Origin of the sequence: Arthrobacter sp. ISL-95, assembly GCF_018613695.1 — a bacterium.
Lineage (GTDB): Bacteria > Actinomycetota > Actinomycetes > Actinomycetales > Micrococcaceae > Arthrobacter.
In genome coordinates this window covers 239,234-258,785 of the sequence record NZ_JAGGPR010000002.1, presented here as the reverse complement: position 1 = coordinate 258,785, position 19,552 = coordinate 239,234, and the positions used below count along the sequence as shown (strand labels likewise).

Genomic DNA, 19,552 nt, shown 5'->3' with positions numbered 1-19,552 from the left:
CAGCCGAACCTCACCCGGGCTCTGTCCCTACCAAAGTCCTGCGGCCGCAAGGTAGCTTGTACCAGTGAGTAACACTGAGCTGATGAACACTGACCCCTTCGAGGCCGCGAAGGCCGCTGCGGACTTCATCGCCGCGGAGACCGGCGTCGAGTCCCACGACGTAGCCCTGGTGCTCGGATCCGGATGGGCCGAAGCCGCCGATCTGATCGGCGATACCACCGCCACCCTCAACGCATCCGAAGTCCCCGGTTTCCATAAACCAGCGGTAGTGGGCCATGTTGGCACCATCCGCTCCGTCCTCACCAAGGAAGGCAAGCGAGCCCTGGTGCTCGGCGCCAGGACGCACTACTACGAAGGCCGCGGTGTGCGGTCCGTAGTGCACGGCGTTCGAACAGCCGCAGCCGCCGGCTGCAAGACGCTGGTGCTCACCAACGGTTGCGGCGGGCTTAACGAGGACTGGACCCCGGGAACCCCGGTACTCATCAGCGACCACATCAACCTCACCGCCACCTCACCCCTTGAAGGCGCAACGTTCGTTGATCTCACGGACCTCTACTCCTCACGGATCCGCGACCTCGCGCTTGAAGTTGATTCATCCCTCCAAGAGGGCGTGTACGCACAGTTCACAGGCCCGCACTACGAGACACCGGCGGAGGTTCAGTACGCCAAGCGGATCGGAGCCGACCTCGTGGGCATGTCCACGGCGCTGGAAGCAATCGCCGGCCGCCATGCAGGGATGGAAGTTTTCGGCATCTCCCTGGTCACCAACTTGGCAGCGGGCATCAGCCCGGTTCCGCTGAGCCACGCGGAAGTTCTCGAAGCCGGACACGCTGCGGGCAAGCGGATTTCCAAGCTTCTGGCGGAGATCATCGCCAAACTCTAGTCAGGGTTTTAGGCAGCACCGCGGGGTCACCATCACCGCGGGGTCACCATCACCGGTGGCCCCGCATTGCTCTTTAACAGGTGTGCGCTAACAATTCCCCGGGGAAAACCAAACGCACAGCTAATGCTCAGAATAAATCTGCTTTATGTCGAAACATTTGACCCAACTTGCCCAAAATGTCACGCGCGCACGTTGTCAATGTAAGCGCTTGCGCAAGTACCCGGGAGTAGCCGAAGAGGCCCACGCAACGCCCTTTGATCCCAGACCTAACACGTGTCTAGCGTGGAGAGTGTTCCGGTAAGTCGACGTACCGGAACCACCGCGGCGGATAGCTGGAAAGCTCCCCCGCACCTCGAAAACAATGGCGTCCCTCGATGACGCCTTGAGCGGATCGGTGGACGCCTGAGTAGAGGGCCCCTACCAGGGGGCAAGGGCATGCGCCCCAGTCCACGAAGTACGACTCCGCGAGAAGAGCAAGCATGAACACGCATTTATCCCCTCAACGGCCACGCCGTCGGCTGCGACAGGCAGTAGCCATTGCCGCAGCGACAGGCGTGGCCGGCAGCATCCTGCTGGTGACGCCTGCAGCACAGGCCAACCTGCCGGCCGACCCGCCGTCGAGCAACATGCCGGCACCCACGCCCGGCTTCCCGCTGCCAACCACCCACACGCAGCAGGCCTATGATCCTGCGGCGGACTTCACGTCCAAGTGGACGCGAGCCGACGCCAAGCAGATCATGGCCCAGAGCAACCCCAACGTTGCCCCTGGCCAGAACTCCATGAGCCCCGACGTCACCATGCCGGAAATCCCCAAGGACTTCCCTGCCATGAATGACGACGTCTGGGTGTGGGACACCTGGTCACTAACGGACGAGAACGCCAACCAGATCAGCTACAAGGGCTGGGACGTCGTCTTCTCCCTGGTTGCTGACCGGCACGCCGGCTATGGCTTCGACCAGCGCCACTGGAACGCCAGGATCGGCTACTTCTTCCGCAAGACCAACGCCGATCCCGCCAAGGACAAATGGAACTACGGCGGGCACCTGTTCCTGGACAACACGTCCATCGGCAACACGGAATGGTCCGGTTCCACGCGCCTCATGCAGGGCAACAAGATCAACGTCTTCTACACGGCCACCACGTTCTACGATGTGGCCGAGCGGAATGCGGGCGGCGGCGGGATCGCACCCGATGCCGCGATCGCCAAGGCACTGGGCAACATCCACGCCACCAAGGAAGGCGTAACCTTCGACGGCTTCCAGCACACCAAACTGCTGGAACCGGACGGAAAGTTGTACCAGAACAAAGCCCAGAACCCCGGCTTCGCCTTCCGGGATCCGTACACCTTCGCTGATCCCGCCCACCCGGGTAAAACCTTCATGGTCTTTGAAGGCAACACCGGCGGCACCCGCGGCTCCTACAAGTGCAAGCAGGAAGACCTCGGTTACGCCCCGGGCGACCCCCACGCCGAAACCGTAGCCCAGGTCAACAGCACGGGCGCCTGGTACCAGACTGCCAACGTGGGCCTCGCTGTCGCGGACAACAAGGACCTCACCAAATGGAGCTTCCTGCCGCCGATCCTTTCGGCCAACTGCGTTAACGATCAGACTGAGCGTCCACAGATCTTCATCCAAAACGAGAACGGCAAGAACAAGTACTACCTGTTCACCATCAGCCACCAATTCACGTACGCAGATGGAATGCGCGGCCCGGACGGTGTTTACGGTTTCGTCGGCAACGGCGTCCGCTCGGACTACCAGCCGGTCAACAACAGCGGCCTGGCCCTGGGCTCCCCCACCGACCTGAACATGCCGGCCAACGCACCGGAAGGTCCGGACCCGCGTCAGAACGGCCGTCAGTTCCAGGCCTACTCGCACTACGTGCAGCCGGGCGGCCTCGTCCAGTCATTCATTGACAACGTGGACGGCGTCCGCGGCGGCTCCCTGTCACCCACTGTGAAGATGAACTTCCAGGGCGGCGTGACTCAGGTGGACCGCAGCTTCGGCCAGAACGGCCTTGGCCCGTTCGGCTACCTTCCCACCAACGTCCGCGTTGGCGGCGAAGGCCTCTACAAGTAAGCAGCAACACACCGGCCGCCAGGCCACGGCAGGGGTGACCGGTCTCAGGAGGACCGGCACCCTTGCCACCCCCAACCCCCAGGATCTTCCCCATGACATTTCCCAGCCCCCACTTTTCTCGCCGCCAGATGCTGGCCACAAGTGCCGCCGTCGTTGTCGCCTTTTCTGCCGCGTCCTGCACACCAGCGGAAAGCCCGACGACGGGTCCCGCCCCGGGCGGGCACCGCCCGTCCCCGTCGGATCCGTGGCGGCCCGCAGCCCACCTCACGGCGGAGAAGAACTGGCTCAATGATCCCAACGGTCTCGTCTACCACGACGGCACCTACCATGCCTTCTACCAGTACAACCCCCACGGAAACTCGTGGGGCAACATGTCCTGGGGCCACTCCACCAGTGAGGATCTGATCCACTGGGAACAGCAGCCCGTCGCCATGGAGGCGAGCCCCGAAGAAGAAATATTCTCCGGCTGCATCGTGATGGACAAGAACAATGCCTCCGGTCTCGGCTCGGCGGAGACCCCACCCATGGTGGCCCTCTATACCAGCGCCTACGGGAAGAACGGCGTGCTGCCTCAAGGCACACAAGCCCAGTCCGTCGCGTTCAGCCTGGACGGGGGTGCCTCGTGGCAAAGGTACCAAGGCAACCCTGTCTTGAATCTGACACCCGGCAACAACAACTTCCGGGACCCCAAAGTGACGTGGTACGAGCCCGGCCGCTATTGGGTGATGACCACCGTGGTGGCCGACGCCCAGGTAGTGAAAATGTTCAAGTCCACGGACCTCCTCCACTGGGAATACCTCAGTGATTTCTCCGGGCCCGGTGCCCAAGGAGGTCTCTGGGAAGTGCCGGAGCTCATCCACATGGACGTGGCGGACTCAACGGCCAAGAAGTGGGTCATGCTGCTGAGCATCAACCCCGGCGGCATTGCGGGAGGATCGGGCATGCAGTACTTCGTGGGCGAATTCGACGGCACGCACTTCACGGCCGAAAACGCGGCAGCTCCGGACGCGCCCCTCACCGAATCCCAGTGGCTGGACCACGGAGCCGACTATTACGCAGCGAACTCCATCTCCGGCGCACCCGGGGACAAACCCGTGCTCCTGGGGTGGATGGGCAACTGGGACTACGCCCAGGATGTGCCCACCACGCCGTGGCGCGGATCCATGGCAATTCCCCGTGAACTCACCCTGGTCCGGGGTGCGAAGCGGCTTGAGCTCAGGTCTGCAATAGCCGCCGCGGCGCGGGAAGCGCTGGAACGCTCCGGTGAAGTAAATAGCAAAAACCTCACCGTCGACTCCTCTACGACGGACCTGGGCCGGGACTTCCGGGGCCGAACCCAGCTGATCGGGCTTGACATGGACCTGACGTCGGCACGCGAAGCAGGCGTTGTCCTCCGGCAATCCGGCTCCGAGTCCGGCCTACGCCTCTCCTTTGACAAGGAGAGAAGCACTGTGAGGGTGGACCGTTCACAGGCCGGAACCAGTAACTTCTCCCCCAAGTTCAGCCCCTTTCATGAGGTGGCATTGCGCTCCCCCGGCAGCAAAGTCCATCTCACCATCCTGCTGGACTCGTCCTCGGTGGAAGTCTTCGCCGGGGGTGGGGCTGCGGTTCTTTCGGAGACGTTCTTCCCGGACTGGGACAGTGTGGGAGCCTCGGCGTTCAGCCTGGACGGCGAGACGGACTTCACTGTCTCCTCCCGCAATCTCTAAAGCAACGCGGGGTCGGATATGGCCCATTACGACCCTGTTTTTATGCCACATCTGACCCCGCGTTGCCCTTGCCGTGCGCAATGAGGATAGTTTGGTCCCTATGACATCCAGCGATGCCGCACTTGAACAGCTGATCACCGACGCCCGCCAATGGGCTTCCCAAGACCCGGACCCGGCGACGGCGGCTGCTCTCGTTGAGCTGGCCGACCTCGCCCGCGGTGGTGATGCGGGAGCAACGCAGGAACTGGGCGACAGCTTCAACGGCACGCTGCAATTTGGCACCGCCGGCCTTCGGGCAGCGCTCGGTCCCGGCCCCAACCGGATGAACCGCGTCGTCGTCCGCCGGGCAGCGGCAGGCCTCGCCGCTTTCCTCACCGAGACGGTAGCCGCAGCTGCGCCCGGAACCCGGCCACGCGCCGTCGTCGGCTTCGATGCCCGCTACAACTCGGACATCTTTGCGCAGGAAACCGCTGCAATCTTCACAGCCGCAGGCATCGAAACCTTCCTGATGCCGGCCGCGCTTCCGACGCCGTTGCTCGCCTACGCGGTCCGGTCACTGGATTGCGACGGCGGCGTGATGGTCACAGCGAGCCACAACCCGCCGCAAGACAACGGTTACAAGGTCTACCTCGGACGGCACGCCGTGTCCGAGAGCGGACGCGGTTCGCAGATAGTGGCGCCATACGACGCCGGGATCGCAGCGAAGATTGAAGCCGTAGGTGCGCTGGACTCAATTGAACTGGCAGATGGCGGCTGGACTGTGCTGCCGACCTCCATCGCCACCGAATACGAAGAAACCATGGCGGGATTGGTGGATCGGGAACATTTCCCGGCGCGGAACCTCAAGATCGTCCTGACGCCCATGCACGGTGTCGGCGGCGAAACGGCCGTCTCTGTCCTGAACGCCGCCGGTTTCACCGACGTCACCCTGGTGGCCGAACAAGCCGAACCGGATCCGGACTTCCCCACCGTCGCGTTCCCCAACCCGGAGGAGCCCGGTGCCCTGGACCTGGCCCTCGCGGCTGCTGCGGAGTCAGGCGCAGACATCGTTTTGGCCAACGACCCCGACGCCGATCGAGCTGCGGTTGCTGCGTTGGATCCCGCCACGGGAGCCTGGCGGATGCTCAGGGGCGATGAAGTGGGTGCACTATTGGGTGCGCACATAGTAGCGCGCATGGCTGCCGGCGCCGGTGATGAGACACAGACCGGCGTCTTCGCCAACTCGATCGTGTCCTCCCGGTTGCTCTCACGCATCGCGGCCGCAGCAGGGTACGCCCACGAGGAAACACTCACCGGGTTCAAATGGATTTCGAGAGTCCCCGGCCTCAGCTACGGGTACGAGGAAGCACTGGGATACTGTGTGGCGCCGGACTTGGTGCGCGACAAAGACGGCATTTCAGCGGCAGTGCTGATCGCGGAACTCGCAGCAACAGCCAAGGCCCAGGACAAAACGATCTTTGACACCTTGGATGACCTGTATCTGGTGCACGGGCTGCATGCCAGCGACCAGCTCAGTATCCGGGTGGCCGATTTGGGACTTCTCGATGCCATGATGAACCGCCTGCGGGTCAATCCGCCGGAAGCGTTCGGAGGCTCCGCCGTCGAGGTTTCAATTGATCTCGCGGAAGGAAGCGATGCACTGCCTCCCACGGACGGCCTGCTGTACCTGACCCGGGACCAAAGCCGCGTCATCATCCGGCCCAGCGGCACCGAGCCCAAGCTCAAGTGCTACTTGGAAGTCATCCAGGCTGTGGAATCTGCGGCGGAACTTCCCGCGGCACGCCAAGCAGCGCGGACGTCCTTGGACGACGTCCTCACGGACGTCCGCGAAGCGTTGGGCTTGTAGGACTCTTAGAGTTCAACCTCAATGAAGCCATCCACCAAACGGGTGGCAAACGCGTCGAGCTTCATCTCGGGGTTGGTGAAGCATTCACCGGTTTCGAGATCGTAGACCTCTTTGTGCAGCGGCGACGAGATGGTGGGCCGGCTTCCGCGGGATCCGATGATTCCGCGGGCCATGACATTGGCGAGCGTCGCCGGGTCCTGCTGTGCCACGGCGAAAACCTCAGTGGGCGTTGTTCGGAACAGCGCAACCTGACGTCCGGCGATCAACGCAGCCTCGCCCCAGGCCTGTTCGAGTTCGTCCACCGGGCAAACGCGGTGCCAGGTGGCGGTGGTGGTCAGGTCCTCGGCACGGTCCAGAATTACGGTCATTTCAGCCCCTCTCACGGTGTCCGGGTGCTGGCATTTTCACCGTCACTTCCCCGGACCGGGCCACACTTGCGGCCACTCCTTCACGCTAGGACCCGGGTGTTTCATCGGTTGTCCGTGTTTGTGTCGAACGCGTAAAAGAGACCTCACGCCCCTCGAAATGCGTTCGTGATGCAGAAGTTAAGATCACGAAACATAAGGGAAACTGAAGCGAAACTGCCCGTCCCTAGGCTGGAACCACAAGTTGCGACAGATCCGTCTGCAACAACTGCGAAAGGCCCACCAGTGACCGGACACACTTCAAGTACAGAGAACCCGCGCCGCGTCGTCGTCGTCGGCGGCGGCCCCGCTGCCCACCGCTTCGCCGATGCCATGGTCAACCGCGGGCTTGAAGGTTGGCAGGTTACGGTGCTGACCGAAGAGGCCCACCTCCCCTACGACCGCGTAGCGCTCAGCAAGGCCCTGACGGAAACCGGAGTGGACCTCACTTTGGGCGATGCTTCCATGTGGGGCCACGAGGCCCTTACCCTGATGACCGGCGAGCGCGCGGTCAAGATCGACCCCGTTGCCAAGAGTGTCCTCACCGCGGCCGGTAACAAGTATGAATACGACCACCTGGTGGTGGCTTCTGGTTCGGACGCGGCCCGCCTCCCCATTCCGGGCTCCGAGCACACCCACGTTTACCGCACGCTCGAGGACGTCTGGGCTATTAACAAGGCGATTGCCGAGCTGCGGGAAAAGCTGGGCCGCAAGGTCAACGCGGTCACCATTGGTGGTGGCTTGCTTGGACTTGAGTCCGCTGCCGGCACCGAGCAGTTGGGGGCCACTCCGATTGTCATCAACGGCGCACCGTGGCTGATGAACACCCAGCTGGATGAGGGCGCGGGCCAGGCACTGGGCCGCTTGATTGAAGCCAAGGGTTTCGAAGTCCACGGCGGCGTTTTCCCCTCCGAAGTCATTACGGACGACGACGGCAACGTCACCGGCGTCTTGATGGCTGACGGCCGCACCATCGACGCGGACCTCGTGATCGTAGCCATCGGCGTCAGGCCCCGCGACGACCTCTTCCGCGCCGCAGAAGGTGAAGAGCAACTGTTCAGCCTGGGCCAGCGCGGCGGAGTGGTCATCAATGATTTCTGTGCCACCGAAGTGGATGGCATTTGGGCTATCGGCGAGGTGGCCAACTTTGAAGGCATGTGCCTGGGCCTCGTGGCTCCGGCCAACACCATGGCCGAGATCGTGGCCGATCGCCTGCACGGCGGCGAAGCAACGTTCCCGGGTTTTGACACAGCCACCAAGCTCAAGTTGTCCGGCGTTGACGTGGCCAGCTTCGGCGACGCGTTTGCCCGGACCGAGCACTCCTTGGAGATTGTCTACGCCGACCCCGCTCGTGGCGTCTACCAGAAGATTGTCACCACCGATGATGCCAAGACCCTTTTGGGCGGCATCTTCGTGGGCGACGCGTCCCCGTACATGAGTCTCCGCCCGCTTCTGGGTCGCGAACTGTCTGCCGAACCGGGCGCCTACCTGAGCGCTGCCGGTGGCGGCGAAGCTCCCGAGACCGAACTTCCGGACGATGCCATCCTGTGCTCCTGCAACAACGTTGCTGCCGGAACCATCCGCGACACCATCAACGGTTGCGGTGCCTGTGAGGGCAACTCCCCGGTGCAGGAGCTCGGCGAACTGAAGGGCTGCACCCGGGCCGGCACCCAGTGTGGTTCGTGCGTTCCCATGCTCAAAAAGCTCCTTGAAGGCGAGCTGAAGAAGTCCGGCATTGAGGTCTCCAAGGCACTCTGCGAGCACATTAGCCTCTCCCGTCAGGAACTCTTCGATGCCATCCGCGTCCTGGAGCTGACATCCTTCGAAGAGATCATGGCCAAGTACGGCACGGGCGCGGGTTGCGATATCTGCAAGCCGACCATTGCCTCCATCCTGGCCAGCCAGCACTCCGCCTACGTCCTGGATGCCGGACGCGGTTCGCTGCAGGACACCAACGACCGCGCCTTGGCGAACATGCAGAAGGACGGCACCTATTCGGTGGTTCCCCGCATCGCCGGTGGTGAGATCACGCCCAAGGGCCTGGGTGTCATCGCAGCTGTTGCTGAGAAGTACAACCTCTACACCAAGATCACGGGCGGCCAGCGCATCGATATGTTCGGTGCCCGCCTGGAGCAACTGCCCGATATTTGGAAGGAACTGGTGGACGCCGGCTTCGAATCCGGACAGGCGTACGGCAAGAGTCTTCGCACTGTGAAGTCCTGCGTTGGTTCCACATGGTGCCGCTTCGGCGTGCAGGATTCGGTGGCCATGGCCATCGCCTTGGAGCTGCGCTACCGCGGCCTCCGTAGTCCACACAAGCTGAAAATGGGTGTCTCCGGTTGCGCCCGTGAATGCGCTGAGGCCCGCGGCAAGGATGTTGGCGTGATCGCTACGGCCGATGGTTGGAACCTGTACGTCGGTGGCAACGGTGGCGCTACCCCAGCCCACGCGCAACTGCTGGCCAAGGACCTGGACGACGAAACGTTGCTGAAGTACATCGACCGTTACCTCATGTACTACATCCGCACCGCCGACCGCCTCCAGCGCACCGCGCGCTGGCAGGAGGAACTTGACGGCGGCATCAAGCACGTCGAGGAAGTAGTGGTCAATGACTCCTTGGGCATTGCCGAGGAGCTTGAAGCTGCCATGGCCAAGCACATCGACACCTACGAGGACGAGTGGGCCGAGACCCTGAAAAACCCGGAGCGCCTGCGTCGTTTCCGTTCCTTCGTCAACGCCCCCAACCAGAAGGACGAGTCCATTTCCTTCGTTCCGGAGCGCGGCCAGATCCGTCCGGCCACCAACGAGGAAAAGGGCGGCGTACTCATTGCCTCCACTATCCCGGTCCGCAGCGAAACCGTCGGCGCAGAAAACTAGGGGTTCACCATGCAGCTCACCATTGATCTCACCGGCCGCGACGTCCTCGTCACGGGATCTGAAAAGTCCGCCCGCCAAGCGGTCCGCCGCTACCAGCGAGCCGGTGCCAACGTGTACCGGCTCAGCGCCCCGGAAGGTGTTCCGGGCGACGGTCAACTTCCCGAGCGCCCGTTCCTGGTGGCGGTAGTGGACGACGGCGGAACCGGCTGGTTGCCGCTGGTGGAACGTTGCCGCGACGCGGGGATTCCCGTGGCGTTTGAGCCTGCACCCGGAGCCGAAGGCCATGTGACCTTGGTGGGTGGAGGCCCGGGAGCCCTGGACCTGCTCACCGTGGGTGCCGTGGACGCACTGCGGGATGCCGACGTCGTGTTCTATGACCGTCTCGCTCCTTACCAGGAACTGATCGATCTGACCTCTGCAGACCTTGTGGATGTGGGAAAGCAGCCCGGGCTCCATAAGGTGACGCAGAGGGACATCGAAAAGCTCATGGTGGAAGCTGCGCTGCTGGGCAAGAACGTGGTCCGACTCAAGGGCGGCGATCCCTATGTGTTCGGCCGTGGGGGCGAGGAAGTGGCTGCCTGTGTTGCTGCCGGCATCCCTGTCAGGGTCATTTCGGGTGTCACCAGCGCCATCTCCGTGCCGGCAGCAGCCGGAATCCCGGTGACGCACCGCGAGGTGAGCCACATGTTCACCGTGGTGTCCGGCCACGCGCCTTTGACGGAAAAGGAACACACCCACCTTGCCGGCTTGGGCGGGACGATCGTAGTCCTCATGGGCATCGGCACCCTGCCCCAGCTGGCGGCGGGCCTGCGCCGCGCGGGAATGAATTCGGAGATGCCCATGGCCGTGGTGGAACGCGGATACCGCCCGGGACAGCGCACCACCATCGCTGACCTCGGTACCATCGAAACGGCAGCCACCGGCTGCAGCAACCCGGCCGTACTGGTCATCGGCGAGGTGGTTCGGGTTGCTGAAGCCAACCGGAACCATGCCGAAGCATCCGCTGAACTGAGCCGACTCGCGGCTTCGCTCCTTGAAGCCTGAAGGTAAGAACACATGACTGTTGCACGTGCCATCGAAGTCCAGGACGCTATTGCCGCGCCGGAAGTTTCCGAAGCTGTGGAAGCGCCATTGGACGGATTCCGCATTGGCGTCACCTCGCACCGCCGCTCCCGGGATCTCATTGAGGCACTGGAGCGTCGCGGTGCGAGCGTGTTGCACGCCCCGGCTTTGAAGATTGCCCCTGTTCAGGAGGACATGGTCCTCATCGAGGACACGCGCACCATCATCGCGGCTAAACCGGACATCTGCATCGCCACTACGGCATATGGAATGCGTCGCTGGTGTGAGGCTGCAGACTCTTTTGGCATCGGCGAGCAACTCCTGGAGACCCTGTCCGCCTGCCGCATGTTCGTCCGTGGTCCCAAAGCCCGCGGTGCAGTGCGCGCGGCCGGTCTTGCCGACGTCGGAATCAGCAGTGACGAAACCACCGCCACTTTGGTGGACATGCTCCTGGCCGAAGGCGTGCGCGGCAAGACCGTGGCCGTGCAGCTGCACGGTTACACCGACGTCCGCCAGTTGGAGCGGCTCCGCATGTCCGGGGCTACGGTCCTTACGGTGACTCCGTACCGCTGGGTGAAGCCCGACGGCGAAGACAAGCTGCCGCGCCTGATCGAAGCCGTGGTGGGCGGCAACCTCGACGTCCTGACGTTCACCAGCGCCCCAGCCGTGGACGCGATGTGGAGCACCGCACACGAGATGGGCCTCTACCGCCAGCTCATCGAGGCCCTCAAGGGTCCGGTAACTGTGGCAGCCGTTGGGCCCGTCACCGCTCAACCGCTGGTGGACGCCGGGCTGAGCCCGCTGATCCCTGATCGCTACCGCATGGGCGCGCTCATCAGGCTGGTTACCGAGCATCTTTCGCTGAACCACGTGCGGCGTTTGGAAACCAAAAGTGCCACCATTGAGCTCCGCGGACGTTGCTTGCGGATCAATGGCGAGGTGGTGGACCTTGCACCGGCTCCCCTGCTGCTGCTGCGAGCGCTGCTGGGCGCGGGTGGGGCCGTCCTGTCCCGGGAAGCCCTCTCCGATCTGTTGGACTTGCGAGGTTCTGTGCACGCGCTGGACATGACGGTAAGCCGGTTGCGGTCCGCCCTCCCGGACGGCAAGCTCGTGGAAACAGTAGTGAAGCGGGGGTACCGGCTGCGGGCCTAGGGTTTCTGACACGCTAGGCCGCTTTCACCAGGGGAAGCTCATCCCAATTGGTGGTGTAGCGGGGACTGAGCATGTCGCGTTTCATGGACCAGTCCGGGCCGCCTTTGATGCCTGCATGGCCCAAGCCGATGGAGCCCCTGCCGTACCGCTTGCTGACTTGCTCCAGCAAGGGGCCGATGCCACGTTCCTCATGCGGGTTCTCGAAGATCTCCAGCGGTTTCTGATTGCCACTGGGGCGGAGGTCAGTGACCATGATCCCTGCCTTGGCGTACCTCACGCCTTCCTGGATCCTTGGAACCAGCGCGTGTGCGGCCTTGGTCAGCAACACCGGATCCGAGGTGGGCATGGGGAGCTTGACGTTGACAGTGGGGAACGATTTGTCGTTGGGGTTGTAGACCGAGGTTGCAGCAAAGGCCGTCAGCAGTTTGGCTTGAAGATCGTGCTTGGCCAGCCTGGCACTTGCCATTTGGCCGTAAACACTCAGTACCTGCCGCAGCTCAGCCGCCGTGGTGATCGGCGTGGAGAAGGACCGGGAGAAGATGAGTTGGTCCCGCCCGATCCGTTCCTCCTCCATGGGGATGCAGGGCGTGCCTTGGAGTTCCAAGACGGTACGCATCATGACGATGGAGAATTTGTCCCGTAACGCCACAGGGTCAGCACGGACCAGGTCCAGGATTGAGAAGATTCCCATCGCATTCAGGCGTTTGGTAAGCCTGGTGGCAACTCCCCAGATCTCGATCACGGAGAGCCGCGCCATGAGTGCCTCGCGTTGGGCCTCCGGGACGGAGCCCCAACGGCACACACCGTTGAAGGCCGGATTATGTTTGGCCCACTTATTGGCCAGTTTGGCCAGCGTCTTGGTGCGCGCGATTCCTACGCACACGGGAACCCCCACATGCCGTTGACAGGCATCTTTGATGGTGCGCCCCAATGTCAGCAGATCTTCCGATTGCCCCTTGACTCCCAGGAATGCCTCATCGATGGAGTACACCTCCTGCCATGCTGAGTACCGCGCCAGGAGCTCCATGACACGGGAGCTGATGTCTCCATACAGTTCGTAGTTGCTTGAGAGTGCAATGAGCCCCCATTCCTTGGCACGCGGAGCAAGCTTGAACCATGGCTCCCCCAGCCCGATCCCCAGCTTCTTGGCCTCCGGCGACCTTGTCACGGCGCAGCCGTCGTTGTTGGACAAGACGATCAGCGGTTTGCCCTCCAACGCTGGATTGAAGGCACGCTCGGCCGACGCATAGAAGCAGTTGATATCCACGTGGGCGATCTCCTGCATCCGATGCATGAGCGCTGGCTTGGACATTCTGCTCCCTGGCTCGGCACTAACACGCGTACCCTCTTTTCAAGTGCGGGACACGCCGTGTATTCGAACATATATTCGAATATCTTCACTCTACCTCCGGGCTCTGACAAGAAAACGTCCCGCCCGCCGGATTGTGGAAAAGTCCGGCGAACGGTGGCGCGAAGCTCCACGGCCGCACCGGCCCGTCAGATGTGGTGCAGGCAGGTGGTGGCGACCCCCCAAATAGTCAGTTCGGACATCGCCGGGACGATGATGTCCGGGTACCTTGGATTATCAGCTTGCAGGACTACGCCCGAGGGTGTGACGCGCAGCCTCTTGATAGTCAGCTCACCGTCCAGGACAGCAACGACGACGGACCCATCCTTGGGCTCCAGCGCCCGGTTGACGATCAACTCGTCACCGTCGCTGATGCCCGCCCCTTCCATGGACTGACCCGTCACCCTCACCACGAACGTGCTGGTGACATCCTTGATGAGGTGCTCGTTGAGATCGATCCGACCGTCAAAATAGTCCTGCGCAGGCGAGGGATAGCCTGCCGCCACCGGAAGAGGAGCCAACAGAACTGACATAAGGGAAAAGCCCGCATCTATCACGCGGGGGCCGACTATCACGCCCACAACACACCTTTATTCGAATATATGTTCGATGGTTCAGTGTACAGCGGACGCCAGACATCCTGTCCATTCCGCTTCGCTCGGTGCCTAAGCCGCGGTTGGTCTCGCGTCGAGACGAATGACGAGTATTTTAGGGAAGGTCAAGGGAACAACTTCTTGGCACACACACAACAAAAGCACTGTCTCCGGCGTCGACCCAGCACACTGCGGCGGACTGTGCATCACGCATTGGAGAGCCATGGCCGACCGGAACAGGCAAGTAGCTGGTGCGCTCAGCGCCGACGTCACACGCATATTCCAGGAGCGATACCCGGATGAACTGGCCCACGCGCAGGCCGTACACGCACGCTCCGAGAAGTCGGTTCTCGCCTTGATGTTCTCCTCGGTCGCGCTGTGGTTCGTCGGTCCGGCACTGTTGTTGACCGGTCTCATCAGCCCGGTGATCGCCATCGTGGTTCCTGGGCTGACAACCCTCGCATTCCTCACGATCGTACTCGTCGCCATCGTCCGAAACAGGGCCGCTTCGCGACCCATCGTCGAGTACGCGAAGCAGCTGGGCCAGAACGTCACCAGTGTGACGAAGAAGGGCATCACAGTCGCCGCCCCGAAGGGCACTATCAACGTGCCGGCGGAGTTCCGCGAGACGCGTAGGATCACCCGCCAGCGGTAATGCCTGTGTCAGCGACGCCGACCTGAGCGTCGCCGACGCCCGATACTCAGGTTAGCGACGCCCGTGGGGCCGCTAGCGCGAGGGGCGCCTTTCGTGCCGGATCAGCCATTCTTGACGGTGACGTCATACGAGAAAGGCTCCGGTATGACGCCCGGCCAGGAACCGCCCCGCTTGAGCTTCATGAGGTTGACGGCCCCCTCCGGGTCATCCTCGCTGAGCGGGAAAATGACGGAGCTGTGTCGCGATGGGGCGGAGGAAGTCTTTGGGCTGCGCCAGGTCGAGCCCTCGGCTGCGGCTGTAAGGTCGAAGAACGGCTCCCCATCAGCGGTGCTCGCGCTGATTTGGATCTGAGTATTTGGCATGTGGCCTTCGCCCACAGCCCAAACGTTGCGGACAATGTAGTCGACGAGCAAGTCGCCGTCGGTGACGGTGTACCCGGGCTCAATGTTGAACACCACCGTGTAACCGGTGTTGCCCTTCACATTCGGTGGGCCTCCGCCTGCAAAGTCGGTAACGGAGATCCCGGGGATAGCGTCTATGGCCTCGCGGGCTTCCGCGATGGTCTGTCCGGTGTCCGCGTCGTGCGGAATGGATTGCGGGGTCTGCTCGGGCAGTGGCGCCGGCGCGGTGCATGCCATCAGGGAAGAAACGATTACGGCAACCATGGCAGCCCTGGCGACAGCTCGGAGGGAACGGGTCATGACCCTATTATGTTCGGTTTGTTGATGAGTTCCCGCCGACGGGCACCTTCTCCTACTCAGTCAGGACATCATCATCAGCACCGGCAAGCCCACCCGCCATTAACGCAGCACTCGATACCGTACGTGTGTGACCAGTCCAGCCCCGCGCACCTCGGCCTGCTCGAGCGTCAGGTCCCCCACGCCGTCGAACAATCGCTCACCGCCACCAAGAACCATGGGTGAAATGTGGAGCCGCAGCTCGTCCATAAGCCCAGCTGAAAGATACTGGCGGGCGGTCTGCGCGCCCCCGGCAATCGCTACATCTTTGTCCGCAGCGGCTTCCCGGGCCTGCGCCAACGCCGATTCCATGCCGTCGGTCACGAAGTTAAAGGTTGTGCCGCCTTCCATCTCCAGCGGCTCCCGGCGGTGGTGGGTCAGAACGAATACGGGTGCGTGATACGGCGGTTCCTCGCCCCACCAACCCCGCCATTCCTTGTCCCACGCCGCTGGTCCGGGTCCTGCGAACATGTTGCGTCCCATGATGAAGGCGCCTGCCGCCAAGATCCCTTCAATCTCAGGTGCGTTCGCCTCCGGCTCCTCGAACATCCATCTGTGCAGGAACTCTCCGCCGTCGCCCAACGGCTCCTCCAGCCGCTGGTTGGGGCCGGCAACAAATCCGTCCAGGGAAACGGTCAGATCACACGTGACGTGGCTCATGCGCCCATCATGCCACCACCGCCCCAGGAAGAAACAGAAAACCCTGGCAAAAGGCCACAGCCGGGCGGACACTGTGGCTATACCTGCAGGAGGATCCCATGACGCGAGCTTCGAACCTGGAGCACCTGACCATCCTGATCGGCGAGTGGGAAACCACCGTCCCGGACAGGGATGTGACAGGCCGGACCACTTTCGAGTGGCTGGAAAGCGGCGGCTTCCTGATCCAGCGCTCCACGGTTCAAAGACCGGAGTACCCCGACTCGATCAGCATCATCGGCGCCACAGGCTCCGACGGTGCCCTCCAGCAGCACTACTTCGATTCACGCGGCGTCGCCCGAATATACGACGTCACCTTGAAAGACAACGTCTGGATGATGTTCCGGGACGGCCCGGACTGGCCCCAGCGATTCGTGGGCCACTTCAGCGCGGACGGAAACACCATCCATGCCCGCCTGGAGAGGGGAAGCTATCCTGGCGGACCGCTGGAGCACGACTTCGACATGGTCTACACCCGGATCAGCGGGACCTGTGATCCACCTTATTACCGAGCGGTAAACGCGACGCTACAGATCGGCCATAGATGGCAACAGCGGCGAAACACCCACGAAAAACCGGCCCCCTACGCTGATGAACAACAGCAGGTCACATGAGCGAAAGGGCCAAACATGTCCGCCATCCCGTCCGCACCTTCCCTCCACATCGTCATTGCAGGCGCAGGTCCAGCGGCCCAGGCTTTGGTGCGGCGACTTGCCGCGGCGTCCGACTCCCGGCAGCGCGCTTTCCACGGAACCATCACAGTTCTCAGCAACCGGGACGAATGCCCCGAGGCCCTGTTGGAACTAGCGGAACTCCCCCAGGTCTCGGTCCGGTTCGGGCAGGCGGCCAGCTTCATTGATGCCGACGCAAAAATTGTCACCACGGTTGACGGCATGGAGTTCTCCTACGACCAGTTGGTTATCGCTACTGGCTCGGCCCCGGCCCTTCCGCCGGTGGCAGGCGCCGAATCAGGCCTGAGCTACTCCACCATCGATGACGCCGCTTCCATCGGCGAAGCGGTCAAAGACGTCACCCGGTTGGTGGGCCGCCGCCCACTGGGAATCCTGGTTGGGAACGGACCCGCAGCGGGCCAGGCTGAGGCCGTGTTGCGTGCCCGCGGAGTCCGTCCCGTCCGCACAACCCTCCGCCCCACCGCCGTCGTGCCTTTCACCGGGACCGAAACCGGCGCCGCAACCGGCGCTCAAGGTGCCACGCTGCCGGCAACCGGCATCCTTTTCGAAGATGGCAGCACCATGAAAGGCGACCTGGTGGTCTTGGCCGAGGAACGCACTGCCCGCAACGACCTCGCCGAAAGCGCCGGACTCACAACAGCTCCCGACGGCGGTATTTCAGTGGGGCGCGACCTCGCCACGTCCGTCCCCGGCATCTGGGCGGTTGGCGATGCAGCGTCCTGCGACGGGCTTCGCCTGGGCTTGCTCCTCTCCGCCGAGTCCTCTGCAATGTTGTGCGCCTCGGGGTTGCTTCTCGGCGTGGGCAAAGATGATCAGCAGGCGCTGATGGCCGCCTGACGTGCAGCTGGCGGGGGCCCGGGCGGCCCCCGGCGCATGTGGCAAGATGGTCCTTTGACGGGCAGTGACAACCCTGCGGCCACCGGGCCGGCCACGCCCTGCACGGAAGGATCCCATGAGCAACGAAGCCGTCGCCCCTGCAAATATTGCCTCCTACATTGATCACACACTCTTGAAGCCGGAAGCCAGCGAGGCTGACATCCTCAAGGTGTGCGCCGAGGCCGCTGAGTACAAGTTCAAGTCAGTCTGCGTGAACCCGGTATGGGTCAAAACCGTCACCAAGGCACTCAAAGGTTCCGGTGTGCTCACCTGCTCGGTGATCGGATTCCCCCTGGGCGCCACGCCCAGCGACGTCAAGGCTTTTGAGGCACGCGGTGCCGTGTTGGATGGTGCCGATGAAATCGACATGGTGATCAACATGGCCTCCGCCCGCGCCAATGACAAGGGTGCACTGGTAGATGACATCCGGGCCGTTTCCGAGGCAGTCCATGCAGGTGAGGCCATCTTGAAGGTCATCATTGAGACGTCCATGCTGACCGATGAGCAGAAGGTCATCGCCTGCGAAGCGGCTGTGGAAGCGGGGGCGGATTTCGTCAAGACGTCCACCGGATTCAACGGTGGCGGCGCCACCGTTGAAGACGTTGCCCTGATGCGCAAGACCGTGGGACCTGACCTGGGGGTCAAGGCCTCCGGTGGAGTGCGGTCCCTGGCCGATGCACAGGCTATGATTGCTGCTGGTGCAACACGTATCGGAGCGAGTTCCGGAATTGCCATTGTCAAAGGTGAACAGGGTTCATCTGCCTACTAGGGCTTCCGCTACCGTCAGAGATTTTTGAGCCCTGCGGGGCGAGGAGGAATGAATGTCCAAGAACGCCACAAGCGCCCCCATTGAAAAAGAGAACAGCCTGGCGTCCAGCATTGTGCTGTTCCTTGTCATGATCGTGCTCTTCCTGGGTGCCATCTACTCGCTGTCGTTCCTCACGCTGGATAACCCGTGGCCGATGGCCGTCTGCCTCGGCCTGTTCGCCTTGGCATTCTGGATCCCGCAGACCATTTTTGGTCGTTCTGATTCTGCCGGCGAAAGCTAAACCCCACTGCAACTTTGAATGGCCCGGGCTCACGCCCGGGCCATTCTTTTTTGACCGTTCGGGTGCTGCCGAAGAGCCTCATCAGGGCAGTTGCACTACCCCGCCCAGAGCCGCCAGAACGCCCGGCCAGTGCTGTTGTGCGAGCGTCCACGCGGCAGCTCCCATGCCCACCATGGCGTAGCCGCTGACGGGTATCAGGACCAACCACTCACGTCGGGAACCAGCCCGTCCCAGCAACGGGATGGAGAAGGCTCCATTGGGCCGCCAGATTCCCCGGATCACGGATTTCCGCAGGAATTTGGGTGGCTTGATGACAATGGGCCATAAGAGAGGCACCCCGCCAACCGTGATCATGTCCCCCACGATGTGAACCACCACGCCGGTGAGCATGGATAACGGCAACCAACCCCATTGATCCGGCGCAAACCAGGTCACCAGGCCGGCCATCACCACGGCGAAGAGCCAGTTGGTAATCCAGCCCGACTTCGGGAACAGGTTCAACGCCTTCGCCGCCAGGTTGATCATGAACATGCACAGCAACCCCGCGCCGATGGAGAGCTTGCCTACCGGGGTGACCATCTGGAACTGGGCCGCCATGGCTGCGAGCACCACAAACGCGGAGGCTCCCAACAACGAGTGGGTCCCCTGCCGGTGCCCTCCGCTGGCTTTCTCGATCCCCACCGCAATTACGTTGGACAGCGGCGGCAGCGAATTCGCGACAGTGCTGTGGCGGTGGTCCCAGTCCACCACCAAAGCAGTTCCCGCCGTCGCCATGGCGCCGATCAGGATCCCGGTGGAGTCCAACGGGTACCAGCCCAAGGCGTAGGGGCCGGTAGAGGCAATGGCAATCCACGCCGCGGCTCCCGACGCGGCGTGATGTCCTCCCATCATGGAA

At 62.8% G+C, this 19,552-nt stretch carries 18 protein-coding genes; 12 read left to right on the top strand and 6 right to left on the bottom strand.

The genetic code is table 11. The features are described 5' to 3' along the window. Positions 1-82 precede the first annotated feature (82 nt). From J7I86_RS02265 to J7I86_RS02250, 4 genes are all read left to right on the top strand, one after another. Positions 83-883, top strand: coding sequence for a purine-nucleoside phosphorylase (locus tag J7I86_RS02265; protein WP_214815173.1), 801 nt, complete (start codon positions 83-85; stop codon positions 881-883). A gap of 479 nt (positions 884-1,362) precedes the next feature. Then, positions 1,363-2,961, top strand: a complete 1,599-nt coding sequence (locus tag J7I86_RS02260) for a glycoside hydrolase family 68 protein (RefSeq protein WP_214815151.1) — start codon at positions 1,363-1,365, stop codon at positions 2,959-2,961. A gap of 92 nt (positions 2,962-3,053) precedes the next feature. After that, positions 3,054-4,670: a glycoside hydrolase family 32 protein gene (locus tag J7I86_RS02255; RefSeq protein WP_214815150.1), complete on the top strand. Its 1,617-nt coding sequence runs from the start codon at positions 3,054-3,056 to the stop codon at positions 4,668-4,670. Between the two features lie 100 nt (positions 4,671-4,770). Continuing rightward, positions 4,771-6,516, top strand: coding sequence for a phospho-sugar mutase (locus J7I86_RS02250; RefSeq protein WP_214815149.1), 1,746 nt, complete (start codon positions 4,771-4,773; stop codon positions 6,514-6,516). A gap of 5 nt (positions 6,517-6,521) precedes the next feature. On the opposite strand, the gene nirD is transcribed toward J7I86_RS02250, so the two are convergent. After that, positions 6,522-6,884, bottom strand: coding sequence for a nitrite reductase small subunit NirD (gene nirD, locus J7I86_RS02245; protein ID WP_214815148.1), 363 nt, complete (start codon positions 6,882-6,884; stop codon positions 6,522-6,524). Positions 6,885-7,166: 282 nt separating this feature from the next. Between nirD and nirB the strand changes: the two genes are divergently transcribed. Genes nirB through J7I86_RS02230 form a run of 3 tightly spaced genes read left to right on the top strand, consistent with a single transcriptional unit; the run spans position 7,167 to position 12,011 of the window. Continuing rightward, positions 7,167-9,797 carry a nitrite reductase large subunit NirB gene (nirB, locus tag J7I86_RS02240; protein ID WP_214815147.1) on the top strand — a complete coding sequence of 877 codons (2,631 nt, stop codon included), beginning with the start codon at positions 7,167-7,169 and terminating at the stop codon, positions 9,795-9,797. A gap of 9 nt (positions 9,798-9,806) precedes the next feature. Continuing rightward, a complete protein-coding gene (gene cobA, locus J7I86_RS02235; RefSeq protein WP_214815146.1) occupies positions 9,807-10,841 on the top strand; it encodes a uroporphyrinogen-III C-methyltransferase in 1,035 nt (344 codons plus the stop codon). A 12-nt stretch (positions 10,842-10,853) separates the two neighbouring features. After that, positions 10,854-12,011 (top strand): uroporphyrinogen-III synthase, encoded by a 1,158-nt coding sequence (locus tag J7I86_RS02230; protein ID WP_214815145.1) that lies wholly within the window; start codon positions 10,854-10,856, stop codon positions 12,009-12,011. Between the two features lie 13 nt (positions 12,012-12,024). Here the strand turns inward: J7I86_RS02230 and J7I86_RS02225 are convergent, their stop codons facing one another. Beyond that, positions 12,025-13,323: a Y-family DNA polymerase gene (locus J7I86_RS02225; RefSeq protein ID WP_214815144.1), complete on the bottom strand. Its 1,299-nt coding sequence runs from the start codon at positions 13,321-13,323 to the stop codon at positions 12,025-12,027. Between the two features lie 185 nt (positions 13,324-13,508). Next, complete coding sequence (locus J7I86_RS02220; RefSeq protein ID WP_214815143.1) at positions 13,509-13,940, bottom strand: LexA family transcriptional regulator; 432 nt, start codon at positions 13,938-13,940, stop codon at positions 13,509-13,511. Positions 13,941-14,175: 235 nt separating this feature from the next. Between J7I86_RS02220 and J7I86_RS02215 the strand changes: the two genes are divergently transcribed. After that, positions 14,176-14,607, top strand: a complete 432-nt coding sequence (locus tag J7I86_RS02215; protein WP_214815142.1) for a hypothetical protein — start codon at positions 14,176-14,178, stop codon at positions 14,605-14,607. A 101-nt stretch (positions 14,608-14,708) separates the two neighbouring features. On the opposite strand, the gene J7I86_RS02210 is transcribed toward J7I86_RS02215, so the two are convergent. Both J7I86_RS02210 and J7I86_RS02205 read right to left on the bottom strand, forming a co-directional pair. Beyond that, positions 14,709-15,308, bottom strand: coding sequence for a hypothetical protein (locus tag J7I86_RS02210; protein WP_214815141.1), 600 nt, complete (start codon positions 15,306-15,308; stop codon positions 14,709-14,711). A gap of 99 nt (positions 15,309-15,407) precedes the next feature. Beyond that, positions 15,408-16,004, bottom strand: a complete 597-nt coding sequence (locus J7I86_RS02205; RefSeq protein WP_214815140.1) for a dihydrofolate reductase family protein — start codon at positions 16,002-16,004, stop codon at positions 15,408-15,410. A gap of 98 nt (positions 16,005-16,102) precedes the next feature. On the opposite strand from J7I86_RS02205, the gene J7I86_RS02200 reads away from it, so the two are divergent. From J7I86_RS02200 to J7I86_RS02185, 4 genes are all read left to right on the top strand, one after another. After that, entirely contained in the window at positions 16,103-16,654 is a 552-nt protein-coding gene (locus J7I86_RS02200; protein ID WP_286179186.1) for a hypothetical protein, read from the top strand. Positions 16,655-16,669: 15 nt separating this feature from the next. Next, positions 16,670-17,569 carry an FAD-dependent oxidoreductase gene (locus J7I86_RS02195; RefSeq protein ID WP_214815139.1) on the top strand — a complete coding sequence of 300 codons (900 nt, stop codon included), beginning with the start codon at positions 16,670-16,672 and terminating at the stop codon, positions 17,567-17,569. A 115-nt stretch (positions 17,570-17,684) separates the two neighbouring features. Continuing rightward, complete coding sequence (gene deoC, locus J7I86_RS02190; RefSeq protein WP_214815138.1) at positions 17,685-18,377, top strand: deoxyribose-phosphate aldolase; 693 nt, start codon at positions 17,685-17,687, stop codon at positions 18,375-18,377. A 52-nt stretch (positions 18,378-18,429) separates the two neighbouring features. Next, positions 18,430-18,657, top strand: coding sequence for a hypothetical protein (locus J7I86_RS02185; protein WP_214815137.1), 228 nt, complete (start codon positions 18,430-18,432; stop codon positions 18,655-18,657). A gap of 81 nt (positions 18,658-18,738) precedes the next feature. On the opposite strand, the gene J7I86_RS02180 is transcribed toward J7I86_RS02185, so the two are convergent. After that, positions 18,739-19,548: a metal-dependent hydrolase gene (locus J7I86_RS02180; protein ID WP_214815136.1), complete on the bottom strand. Its 810-nt coding sequence runs from the start codon at positions 19,546-19,548 to the stop codon at positions 18,739-18,741. Between the last annotated feature and the right edge of the window lie 4 nt (positions 19,549-19,552).